Here is a 12,631-nt window from a genome sequence, read left to right as displayed (position 1 = left end):
TATTATAGCATACCGAGAGCACTTTACTCACATTTTCTGCCCGTGCCGCGCGGACAAATTTTACGATATTTATCCGTTGGCGATATCGGCTATCTAAAAAAGTCGCCGTTGGCGACTTTTTCAGTTTTATTTTTGAGCGAGCTCTTGTCCCAACTTGCGACAAGAGGCCAGTGCCTCATCATCCGGCGTACCTTGGCAGGACAATGGCGGAGCGACAACCTCTGCGCCGGCATCGCTGAGTTCCTGCACCCACTTGGTCAACCATTCCCCGTGCGACCAGCCGCACGAACCGAAAACAGCGACCCGTTTACCGGCGAGTTGCGGATAGAGTTCCTGCATGAACGGTACGACTTCCCCGTCCTCCAATTCCTCGATACCCATGGCGGGGCAACCCAAAATCAGCTGATCCGCTTGCAATGCTTCGGCGGGCGTGGTGTCCGCATATGCGGTCAGGGTAATGTCGGCGCTGGCATCCCGTGCGCCGAGTGCGATCTCTTCCGCCATCTGTTCCGTATTACCGGTGTTCGTCCAATAAATGACAGCGACTTTCATACGTTCCCTCCTCAGATAGAAAAACGCCACGTAAACGTGGCGTTCGGTTTAGGCGTTCGCTAACGCTGCGCCGAGTTGGCGGCAAGCTTCAAGCGCGTCATCATCGGGGTACGCGTACGCTTTGACCGGATCCGCGACAATGTCCGCGCCGGTTTCGGCAACACGACCGGCCCAGTCGTCCATCCACTGGCCGTCGTTCCATGCATACGAACCGAAAAGCGCTACTTTTTTGCCGGCGAGATGTCCGGCAAGTTCTTCATAAAACGGTTCAAAATCGTATTCTTCGAGCTGTTCCGAACCCATGGCCGGGCAGCCGAGCGCAATATAATCAAATGCGGCAATATCGTCCGCGGTAACGTCGGTCACGAAAGAAAGTTGCGTTTCCGCGCCCGCCGCTTTGGCGCCTTCGTCGATCGCATTCGCCATCGCTTCGGTGTTGCCGGATCCTGTCCAATACACAATTGCTATATTAGCCATAATATGCCTCCTCTAAGATGCCAGATATATGTTTCTTTACTACGCCTATCATAACGATAGTACATGCCCTTGTCAATCCGAATCAATGCCACGCGCCAAGCGCCTGCGTCAGCCGGGTGAGCCATTCTCTTTGACGATCATCGGCGCTGACTAACACCGCGTATACTTGGCCGTTTTTCTTCAAAAGTTCGGCATGGGTGATCTCGCGGTAAAGAATGCCCTTTTCCATTTGACTGGTCGTCCATGTCGCCGTGTAGATTCGATTGCCTTTGGTCGGCATGAATTCGACGGTTTCAGCGCGGTTCGGAATCGCGGGAATGACTTCGCGGTTCCAGTACGCTGCCGCTTCATCGAGCGTCATTTTTGACGTCATGGCGTGCCGTTGCAAGCGATCATTTTTCGCGTCGCGATGATACACGCCACGGTTGCGCGCCTCCGCCAACAGATCCTTTTGCTCCGGAACTTGGTAATATGCACCACGCTCCTTCTGTACGGGGCGATACACCGAACGCGTCCGATCATACCGCGGCGTCACCGCTCGTTCCTGCGGAATCACCGCGAGCGCCGCATATGCGAAAGCGGCCTGATTCTGTCGTACCAGCAGGTAGTAATGGCCGTTTTTAAATCCTTGGTCTTGGTAAAAAGCGGAGATTTTCGGCGCGCCATTTGTCCCGCGCACCGATACTTCTCCCGCCACCTGCGTCGTGTCTGCGGGAAGGGTCCATTTCCCCAGCGACGGCACAACCGCGTCCGCGGCCAGAGCCGTATATCCCGAAACGAGCACGGCAAGCGCGGCGGCGATCCATAATTGTTTCATGACGTCTCCCTTCTTACTTGGCCTGCTTTTCTTTTTCTTTTTGTTTTTGCAATTTCGCCCAAGTATCGCGCAAACCGACAATGCGATTCACGACGAGATGCTCTTCGGTCGTATCCGGATCAATGACAAAGTACCCCTGGCGAATGAATTGGAAACGCGTTCCCACGGGATAATCCAAAATCGCGGGCTCCGCGACCGCTTGTTTGACGACCAACGAATCCGGATTGGCTTTCTCGACGAAATCGCGTCCGTCATCGGTATCATCTTCCGGGAAGAGATAATCATACAAACGGGCTTCGACAGGTACCGCCGTATGCCTTTCTACCCAATGCACGACGCCTTTCACCTTGCGGTTGCTGCCGGGCGAGCCGCTCTTGGAGTCCGGATCATAAGTACATTTCAATTCAATGATTTCGCCGTTTTCATCTTTGACGACTTCTTCACAGCGAATAATGTAAGCGTTGCGCAAACGCACTTCGCGGCCCGGCGCCAGACGGAAGAATTTTTTCACCGGTTCTTCCATAAAATCGGCCCGTTCGATATACAATTCTCGTGAAAACGGAACCATGCGTTCGCCCATGTCCGGCGCGTCCTGGTTATTGGCGATCGGCAGTTCTTCTGTTTGCCCTTCCGGATAATTGACGAGCGTAATTTTCAACGGATCGAGCACCGTCATCAGGCGCGGCGCTTTATTTTTCAAATCTTCGCGAATGCAAAATTCAAGCAGACTGATATCCACCAAGCTGTCGTTTTTCGCGACCCCGATGCGATCGCAGAAATCCCGCAGCGCTTCCGGCGTGTAACCGCGGCGGCGAATTCCCGAAATCGTCGGCATGCGCGGATCGTCCCAGCCGCTGACGATGTGTTCTTCCACCAGCCGACGCAATTTGCGTTTGCTGGTAATCATCGTGGTGACATTCAGGCGGGCGAATTCAATCTGCCGCGGATGCTCCGGATCCGACCAGCTTTCCAAGACCCAGTTATAGAGCGGACGATGCGCTTCAAATTCCAGCGTGCAGACCGAATGCGTGATCCGTTCAATCGCGTCCGATACCGGATGCGCGAAATCGTACATCGGATAGATGCACCAGGTATCGCCGGTGCGATGATGCGGCACGTGCAAAATCCGATACAGCACGGGATCCCGCATCACGAGATTCGGCGACGCCATGTCGATTTTGGCGCGCAATACTTTTTCGCCGTCGGCGTAGCGCCCCTCTTTCATTTCCTCAAATAAACGCAGGTTTTCTTCGATCGGGCGGTTACGATACGGACTTTCCTTGCCCGGCGTATTGAAATCGCCGCGGTACTCGCGGATTTCATCGCCCGAAAGATCGTCCACGTACGCTTTGCCTTCGCGGATCAGCTGCACGGCGTATTCGTACATTTGCGGAAAATAATCCGAGGCGAAACGCACTTCACCGTCCCAATGGAAACCGAGCCAATGCACGTCTTCTTCGATCGATTCGACGTACTCCACATCTTCTTTGGTCGGATTCGTATCGTCAAAACGCAAGTTGGTTTTACCCTGATATTTTTCTCCCAAGCCGAAATTCAAGCAAATGCTTTTCGCGTGACCGATATGCAAATATCCGTTCGGTTCCGGCGGAAACCGCGTATGCACCCGATTATCGGTATACACATTTTTCGCGATATCCGCATTGATTTCCGTTTCGATAAAATTGCTGCTGGCCACTTCCGGCGTCTTCGTCTCCGTCATAATCTCCTCCTGCCGACAAACGCTCCGTTTGCCGTTGTTACGTTCTTATATGTATCTTTTATTTTACCACACTCTTTGCCGATCTGCGCCGTGGTATAATCAGCGTACAGAAAGGATGATACTATGTTACGAATTGTCAGCTTTTCCTACCTCGGTTTGCCCGAATGGGGCATCATAACCGCTGACGGCGCCCACATCTTGCGCGCCGCCGAATTGGAAGAAGCATTATTCATACCCTTGCCCGCGACCGTCGCCGAATTGGTGGCGAACGGTCCCGAAGGTCTCGTGATTTTACAAAGCGCGCTCACGCAAAAGGAAGAAAATGAAGCGCTCGCGCTGACGCCGCTCGCCCTTGACGAGGTGACTTGGGACGTGCCGCTTCTGCCGATCCGCAATCTGTTTTGCGTCAGCCAAAATTACGCGGCGCATGTCAGCGAATTTTCCGGACAAGACTCGCCGCTTCCGTCGGCGCCCGTGTATTTCACGAAAGCGACAACGACCGTGTTGCCGCATTTAGCGCCTCTGCCGCGCCATGCCGACGTAACAAAGGCGCTGGATTACGAGGGCGAACTGGCCGTCATCATCGGTCAGACGACGCAACAGGTCGACAGCGCGCAGGCGTTGGATCACGTGTTCGGTTACACGATCGCCTGCGATATTACCGCGCGCGATCTGCAAAGCGAACGCGGCCAATGGTTCTTGGGTAAAAGTCTTGACGGCAGTTGTCCGCTCGGCCCCGCGATTTTGGTTGGCACGCCGGACGAGCCGTTCCATCTGACCACGAAAGTCAATGGGGAATTGCGTCAGGCGGCGACAACCGATGAAATGCTCTTTTCCGTCGCGCAGCTGATTGCCGATCTTTCGCAAGGCGTCACCCTGCTCCCGGGCGATATCATTTTAACGGGCACGCCCGCCGGCGTCGGCAAAGGCTTTACGCCGCCGCGCTATTTGCAAGCGGGCGACACCGTCGAAGTCACCATTGACGGGATCGGCACGCTGAAAAATACGGTACAATAATTTCCCACGAAAAAAGCGGCTCGCGCCGCTTTTTTTATTGCATTTATTTGGCCAACTCCGCCGCTCGTTCGATCGGATATCGAAACGCGGGCGGGATCAAATCTTCATCCAGGTATTGCGCCAGCAAGCGACCGACCAACACCCCTTTATTGCTGTAAAACCACGCGAAATAGTAAAACCGTCGACCCTCTTCATCGCGTCCTCCGATGCTTTTCAGTTTGCGCGACTGGAACATGCGTTTCGGATCCGGTTTCCATTTGCTCACGGCGCGCTTGACCATGTCCTTGTACACGAAATCGTCGCCTTCCGCTAATTCGTGCACGACCTGGTACAATACTTCCCATTTGTTTTTCCGCGAGATATGCTCGACGATATCCAACTCCAGACAAATTTCATCCGTAAAGAAAATATTTTCACCGCGCGGCGTCTTCATCCTGACGTCTCTGTCATAGAGCGACACCGTGCCGAGATGAAAGCGTTCAAAAAGCTGCGCGATCTTGACAATCGAACTCTCGCCGCGCGCGTTAACCAGACAAACACCGAGAAAATCAAAATGGTAACCAAACGTTTTGGCGAAACCGGCGAACGCGCCGTACTCCGTCTCGCCTTCCACAATCAGCACCGAGCGGGCGAATAACGCTTCTTTCACTTCGGGAAAATGCATGATCAGGTGTTTTTCCACCCCCGGCTCGAAGCTGAATTCCGCGCCGTTGGCCGCGCGGACTTCCCCCGTCTCATCACGGTACAGACGTAAAATATAGCGGTAATCGTCAATCAGGCAATCCGTCGAGTTGGTGACGATGAACAGCTGTCCTTCCAAACCGTCAATGCCGAGAAAACGCTGAAAGAGTTCACACATCAGCGGACTTTCATTCGCCAAAATGCCGCGGTAAAACTCAATCAACGTGCGCTGGCGATACGGATGCTGGTGAATTTCCGGCTCGTCGATGCCGATAATGAGCGGCAGATACTTGCGGCCTTTGTCATCGACAATCAAATAATCCCGAAACGGTTCCCGCGGGTCATCATTGAGCATCATCAATTCGCGCAACATCTGAAAGCCCGTCAGCATCAGCATGCGGAACGTATCGTCCGCGTCGCGTTCCGAACCGTCGGACTCCGTCAGATAATCCACCCAGGTATCCAGCGAATCGGACAGGCGATCCACCGCCGCGACATCCGCGCCGGAATGTTTTGCCATATCGTGCAGAATCGAACGCAGACGCTCGCCCTCTTCGGCGATGAATTGGCCTAAAATATCACGCAAATCGGCGCGCGCCGCGTCACTGAGTTCGTTGCGCTGCATGCCCGTCGGCAAGTGCGTCAGATAGCGCACGGATTGCTTCCAGTCTTCGGGAAGCACCTCATGATGTTCGAGATTGCGCATGGTGAACGTTTCCGCCCCGGGTTCCTGCGACACCTCCAGCCGCAACAGTCCGTCCGCGTCGTCAAGCGGTTTCCCGTTGATCACCAGCTGGCGACGATGCTCCATCTGCAAAGCGATAAACACGCGAATCGGTTTATCTTTATCGCGAAAATCATCCGCGTCAAAGCCTGTTTTCTCGTGTAAAGTTTCAAGTATTTTCAGAAAATTGGTTTTGCCGATATTATGCGAGCCCACCAAATAATTTTGCGTGCTGTCAAAAACCATCCGCACGTGGCGAAAAGTACGGTAATTTTCAATTTCCATGCTGACAATATGCAAGCCCGTCACCTCCCCAACTATCAATTGTATTATAGCGTATTCTCCATCCGCATGCATAAATGACGAAAAGAAACACGACTTCTATTTTGAAAATTTGTTATAATTAAAACTACAAATTTACATTTACATCATGCTTTTCATAGGAAAGGATTGAATCATTATGACAACAACCACTACTCGCGTCGGCATCGTCGGCTACGGCAACATCGCTCGCGGCGCGGAAATCGCGTTGCAGGCGGCCGACGACATGGAACTCGTCGCCATTTTTTCCCGCCGTTCGGGCATCACTTCGGCAAGCGGCACACCGGTCTTCACCATGGATCAGATCCCCTCGTTTCAAGACAAAATCGATGTGATGATCCTCTGCGGCGGCTCCGCCAACGATCTCATGGAACAGGGGTTGGAAATCGGCCGCTACTTCCACGTCATCGACAGCTTCGACACGCACGCCAAAATTGAAGAACATTTCACCGGCATGGATCGTGTCGCCAAAGCGGCGGGCAAAGTCGCGCTCATCTCCATGGGCTGGGATCCGGGTCTCTTCTCGCTGATGCGTCTTTTGGGCGAAGCCGCTTTACCGCATGGTAAAAATTATACCTTCTGGGGTCGCGGCATCAGCCAGGGTCACTCCAACGCGATCCGCCGCATTGCGGGCGTCGCCGATGCCAAACAATACACCGTTCCCAAGGAAGAATACCTCGAACGCGCGCGCAACGGTGAAATGAGCGACTTCACGGCGCAAGAATCGCATTTGCGCGAATGCTACGTCGTTTTGGAAGACGGCGCGGACCAAGCGCGGGTCGAAAACGAAATCCGCCACCTCAAAAATTATTTTGAAGGCTATGAAACGGAAATCCATTTCATCTCGCAGGAAGAACTCGACCGCGACCACGCCGCGATGCCGCACGGCGGCTTTGTTCTGCGCGTCGGCGAAACACAGCCGCAGGAAGCGCAAGTCATAGAATACAACCTGCGCCTGGCGAGCAATCCGAACTTCACCTCCAGCGTCATCGTCGCGTACACGCGCGCGCTGATGCGTATGGCCGCGGAAGGCAAAAACGGTTGCATCACCATCTTCGATGTGCCGCCGGCCTACCTGCTCGCGAAAAGTCCGGAAGAAATTCGCCACCTGCTGTAATACGTAAATAAAAAAAGAGAACCGCTCGGTTCTCTTTTTTATTGCGTTTATTTTTCCGCGTCCTTCCGTTCGCTTTCTTGCGTTTGGCGCGCGGCTTCCCGCTTCAATCAATGCTGTTTTCCTACGGCTTATTGACTGTTTACACGGATGTATATTGATAAGAGTTGAATTTTAGTACATAATAATACAAAATCTACTTATTCTCTATTTATGCTACCTATGTATATAAAATCACCCTAATGCAATGAACCTTGTAGTACGATGAAGATGAAAGATAAGTGAATCACTTTCATATTGTGATAACGGTAAAAAGTGAGGGATAAAGATAACATGGCGGCCATTAACGATTTAATCAACCAAATAGAAGATCCCGAGTTAAGAGATCGTATCAAAACTGAAGTGGAAAAACTGTCCAAACAGAAAAAATTCGGTCTGGTATTTGAAGACCATGTTCCTGAATGCACGGCGCTTTATGATGTGCCGATTCATGTCGGAAGCAGGGTCGCTATTAAGGATAAACAAATTAACACCACCTACATCGTGAAATCCATCGCTGCCGAAAAAGCAAATTGCCTTGATACAAAAACGCAGGCAATGATTAAGCTCCCAGTGGACGAGCTTGTATCGATTGCTGAGTTTGGGGAAGCCATTTATCCTTATTTAAAACCTATCGATCATATTCAAAACGCGCCGGATAGTGACCTTTGGCATACGATAATTGAAGCGGATAACTATCACGCGCTCCAGCTTTTAGAGTATCTTTATGCCGGCCAGGTGGATTGTATTTACATTGATCCGCCTTATAATACCGGTGCGAAAGACTGGAAATACAACAATGACTACGTGGACTCCTCCGATGCCTATCGCCACAGCAAGTGGCTATCCATGATGGAAAAAAGATTGAAGCTTGCAAAAAAGCTGCTCAATCCACAAGACTCCGTACTTATTTGCACCATTGATGAAAAAGAGTACTTGCATTTGGGGTGCTTGTTGGAGGAACTATTTCCGGAAGCAAGAATGCAGATGGTGAGCAGTGTGATTAATCCTACTGGAGTTGCTCGCTCTGGAGATTTTTATCGAACGGATGAATATATTTATATTCTTCGTTTTGGTAGATGTATTCCTGCAAAATTACCACTTAATGAGGAGTGGCTTACAGCAAAAACAACAGGCAAAGATTCTGTTCGTTGGCGACCAATAAGACGACAAGGATCTCATGATACGAGAGCCGAGGCCAAAAACCAATTTTATCCTATCTTTATTAGTGCTGATGGAACACATATTATAGGGGCTGGAGAAACACTTGATTTTACACAAAACATTAGAGCTGCTTGTATCCCTCCAAATTGTATCGCCGTTTGGCCAATGAAAACAGATGGAACAGAGGGGTGCTGGCAAATCAGTCAAGATAGTTTGCGTGAACTATTAAATCAAGGCTTCATCCGTGTAACATATAGCAAAAAATGGGGTTACGTCCCACAATATTTAGCAAAGGGTGAGCGAGAAAAAGTAAAAAAAGGATTATTCCCTATACTTGGTAAAGATGAATATGGAACAATATTGTTAGGAGATGCATCAGAAAGCGGGGCTCCATTCGTTCCAGGGACACAATGGCGTATTTCAAGTCACAGTGCACGAGAGCAAGGTGCGTCTTTATTAAATAAAATTTTCCCTGATAAACGCTTTGATTTTCCAAAATCGCTCTATGCAGTCCACGATGCCATTCGCTTTTTTGTAGCTCACAAACCTGATGCCCTTATCCTTGATTTTTTCGCAGGATCCGGCACAACTTTACATGCTGTCAATCTCCTCAATGCCGAGGACGGCGGCCATCGTCGCTGCATTATGGTGACCAATAATGAAGTGTCTAATGAAGAATCAAAGAAACTAAAAAAAGCCGGTTTTAAACCGGGCGATCCGCAGTGGGAAGAATTGGGAATTGCCCACCACGTCACTTGGCCACGCACCGTATGCTCCACCAGAGGAACCGACGTGAATGGCAACGCTCTTAAGGGCAACTATCTCGACAGTGATCTCCCGATGTCGGATGGTTTTAAAAGCAACGCCGCTTTTTTCAAGCTTGGATTTTTAGACAAAAATGCCGTGGCTTTAGGAAAACAGCTGAAAGAACTCGTGCCGATTTTATGGATGAAAACAGAATGCATTGGCCCTTGCCCCATGCTTCAGTCGGAAGAAATCCCGGCCATGCTCCTCTTCCCCGAGAATGGCTTTGCCGTGCTTGTCGATGAGTATGCTTTTTCGGATTTCAAAGACAAAGCAAATGCCGATGAAAACATCAAAAAAGTTTTCATTGTAACCGATTCCGTAAGCGGATATAGAGATATGGCCTCCCACTTAAAGGCAGAGACCTCGTATCAACTCTATCGTGATTATTTGGATAACTTCCGTATCAATACGGGGAGGTAAAAATGAAAGCATCATTATTTCCATTTCAAGAAATGGCATTAAAAAATCTTCGTATGAATACGGCGGAAGCTTTGGGCAGCTATCAAAGAACACATACTCCGCAGGTAATCTCTTTTACTGCTCCGACAGGCGCAGGCAAAACCATTATCATGACGGCTTTTATTGAAAGCGTGCTTTTCGGAGATGAAAACTATCCGGAGCAAACGGACGCCATTTTTGTATGGCTTTCCGATTCTCCCGAACTGAACGAGCAGTCAAAGCTGAAAATCGACATTACAGCGGATAAAATCCGACTTGGTCAATGCGTTACTATTGCCGACGAAAATTTTGATATGGAATTTTTAGAAGACGGTCATATCTATTTTTTGAATACGCAAAAAATCGGAAGAGACAAAAATCTCACCAAAACGGGTGACAATCGTACCTACACCATTTGGGAGACACTACGAAATACAGCTTTTGAAAAATCGGACCGTCTGTATTTCATCATTGACGAAGCCCACCGCGGCATGCAGGGGCGTGAAGCGGGACGGGCAACGACCATCATGCAAAAGTTTCTGAAAGGAAGCGAAGAAGACAAGCTGCCGCCAATGCCTGTCGTAATTGGCATGTCGGCAACATCAGAACGTTTTAATACCCTGGTTGAAGGCACTTCCTCTACCATTCACAAAGTCGTTGTAACACCGGAAGAAGTTCGTTCGTCCGGACTCTTAAAAGACCGCATTGTCATTTCCTATTCGGAGGAATCTTCTGTCAATAAGGCCATGGCTGTTTTACAAGCCGCTGCGGATGACTGGAAAAATAAATGGGATCACTGGACGCAATACTGCTATGAGCAACATTACGCCTATGTAAATCCCATCTTTGTCGTTCAGGTAGAAAATGGAACAGCGTCCGATATCTCGGCAACAGACCTTGATGATGTCCTCAGAAAAATAGAAGAACGTACAGGATGCAAGTTTTCTAAAGGAGAAGTTATTCATACTTTCGGTGACACAGATTCTTCTATTACCATCGCCGGACTTGAAGTTCCTTATGAAGAACCGTCACGTATTCAAGACAATAAAAATATTAAGGTGGTCTTCTTTAAAGAAAGTCTGTCTACGGGGTGGGATTGTCCAAGAGCGGAAACGATGATGAGTTTTCGGCGGGCAAAGGATGCGACCTATATCGCTCAACTTTTAGGTCGTATGGTAAGAACGCCTATGCAAATGCGCATTCAAGTGGATGACACCTTAAACGATGTTCATCTGTATCTTCCTTTCTTTGAAAAAGAGACGGTGGAAGATGTTATTAAGGCTCTGCAATCGGAAGAAGGCGGCTCTATTCCTACGGATATCTTTGGAGAATCCATTGAAAATAAAAAGCTGGAAACCTTGACCGTCCGTCCAAGAAGAAACGTCCCTGTTTCTAAGCCAATACCCGGGCAACAGGAACTTAATTTAGAATCCATCACACCATCTTCTTTTAGTAAAAATGAGTCTGATACGACCTCGAGTGGCAAGCCGGATGATGCCGCAGAAAATGCAACCAAGGAAAGTGCCGACTCCGTCAATGCCCCTTCTTCCGGCGCTGTTATTCCTGAGATTGACCGCGAAAAAATCGTCAAGGCAATCAATGATTCCGGCCTTCTGACATACCATGTCAGAAAAGTGCGCATAAACGACTACATGAAGTCCATGTTTGCCCTTGCTCATTTATTAAATCAGACAAATACAGACCGATCCGTCCTCTCGACTGCTCGTGAAAAGATTGTGGATTTGATTTCTAATTACGTGCGCGAGTTAAAAAAACAAGGAAGCTATGACGAACTTGTAGAGAAGGCAAAAAAATTCAAACTTTCTACACAAGTCTTCGACGTCTTTGGAGAAAGCATTCACTCCGGATATGAAGAAGATTCATTTTTCTCAACGGATGCGGATATTGATCGTCAATTCGAAATGGCTGAAACGCGTCTCGGTTCAGAGGGAATTGGCAAGGCTTATCTCAAGAAGCATTATGACCCGAATAAATTGGCCGATTTGAAAATCGATGTGATTCTTTTTTCCTTAGATGATGAATGCATGAAAAAATTAAATAAATATGTCGAAGATACCTATTATGAAATCAATGATAAGTATCGCAGACATATGACAAAACTGTCGGAAAGCTATCGCAAGCAATACGACCGTATTGTCTCCGATGGAGATTTCATCAGTAAGCATAACTTCCGTTTACCTGAAACCATAACCGTCGCTCATGATACAAACGGTACAATATACTATAATCATCTGTTTGTTAATGATGACGGCTATGCGAAAATTAGGCTTAATGACTGGGAAAAGGGTGTCTTGGAAGAAGAATCAAAGCGACCGGACTTTATCTGCTGGTTAAGAAATCCTTCAAGAGCCTCTTGGTCTTTATGCATTCCGTATGAAATGAATGGAGAGACGAAGGCTACTTATCCCGACTTCATTGTCGTTCGCAAAGATCCTATTGATCCTGATGACTATATTATTGATATATTGGAACCTCATAATCCTGCTTTTACTGACAATCTCGGGAAAGCAAAAGGCTTCGCGGAATACGCAAAACAAAACACAGGCGTAGGAAGGATTGAGCTTATTCGTCAAAGCAAAGATGCTGTAGGAAATGTGAGATTTAAAAGGCTGGATATGTCCAAGGGCGCCGTTCGTGAAAAAGTTTTAAAAATCATGACGGATGAAGAGCTCGCTCGTCTTTTTGATACAGACGGCGAGTTTAGTAAGCTGTAATACGTAAATAAAAAAAGAGAACCGC

Annotated in this window: 9 protein-coding genes; 4 read left to right on the top strand and 5 right to left on the bottom strand. The window is 48.9% G+C overall.

Translation table 11 applies throughout. The features are described 5' to 3' along the window. Positions 1–126: 126 nt before the first annotated feature. The 4 genes from HNR45_RS02985 to HNR45_RS02970 all read right to left on the bottom strand — a co-directional run bounded on the left by HNR45_RS02985 (position 127) and on the right by HNR45_RS02970 (position 3,566). Complete coding sequence (locus HNR45_RS02985) at positions 127–552, bottom strand: flavodoxin (RefSeq protein WP_159823002.1); 426 nt, start codon at positions 550–552, stop codon at positions 127–129. Positions 553–600: 48 nt separating this feature from the next. Then, a complete protein-coding gene (locus tag HNR45_RS02980) occupies positions 601–1,029 on the bottom strand; it encodes a flavodoxin (RefSeq protein ID WP_034437290.1) in 429 nt (142 codons plus the stop codon). An 82-nt stretch (positions 1,030–1,111) separates the two neighbouring features. Continuing rightward, a complete protein-coding gene (locus HNR45_RS02975) occupies positions 1,112–1,846 on the bottom strand; it encodes a hypothetical protein (RefSeq protein ID WP_159823004.1) in 735 nt (244 codons plus the stop codon). Between the two features lie 13 nt (positions 1,847–1,859). Next, positions 1,860–3,566, bottom strand: coding sequence for a glutamine--tRNA ligase/YqeY domain fusion protein (locus HNR45_RS02970; RefSeq protein WP_159823006.1), 1,707 nt, complete (start codon positions 3,564–3,566; stop codon positions 1,860–1,862). A 123-nt stretch (positions 3,567–3,689) separates the two neighbouring features. On the opposite strand from HNR45_RS02970, the gene HNR45_RS02965 reads away from it, so the two are divergent. Then, positions 3,690–4,583, top strand: coding sequence for a fumarylacetoacetate hydrolase family protein (locus HNR45_RS02965; protein WP_159823008.1), 894 nt, complete (start codon positions 3,690–3,692; stop codon positions 4,581–4,583). Positions 4,584–4,626: 43 nt separating this feature from the next. On the opposite strand, the gene HNR45_RS02960 is transcribed toward HNR45_RS02965, so the two are convergent. Then, entirely contained in the window at positions 4,627–6,288 is a 1,662-nt protein-coding gene (locus tag HNR45_RS02960; protein ID WP_159823010.1) for an ATP-dependent nuclease, read from the bottom strand. 160 nt (positions 6,289–6,448) lie between these two features. Between HNR45_RS02960 and HNR45_RS02955 the strand changes: the two genes are divergently transcribed. The 3 genes from HNR45_RS02955 (at position 6,449) to HNR45_RS02945 (ending at position 12,606) form a co-directional block, all read left to right on the top strand. Next, positions 6,449–7,426, top strand: a complete 978-nt coding sequence (locus tag HNR45_RS02955; protein ID WP_159823012.1) for a diaminopimelate dehydrogenase — start codon at positions 6,449–6,451, stop codon at positions 7,424–7,426. Between the two features lie 330 nt (positions 7,427–7,756). Beyond that, complete coding sequence (locus tag HNR45_RS02950; RefSeq protein ID WP_159823014.1) at positions 7,757–9,853, top strand: site-specific DNA-methyltransferase; 2,097 nt, start codon at positions 7,757–7,759, stop codon at positions 9,851–9,853. A gap of 2 nt (positions 9,854–9,855) precedes the next feature. Beyond that, a complete protein-coding gene (locus HNR45_RS02945) occupies positions 9,856–12,606 on the top strand; it encodes a DEAD/DEAH box helicase (RefSeq protein ID WP_159823016.1) in 2,751 nt (916 codons plus the stop codon). Positions 12,607–12,631: the final 25 nt, after the last annotated feature.

Origin of the sequence: Negativicoccus succinicivorans (assembly GCF_014207605.1) — a bacterium.
Lineage (GTDB): Bacteria > Bacillota > Negativicutes > Veillonellales > Negativicoccaceae > Negativicoccus > Negativicoccus succinicivorans.
The sequence above is the reverse complement of the archived record's forward strand: the minus strand, read 5'-3'. Positions and strand labels throughout refer to the sequence as shown.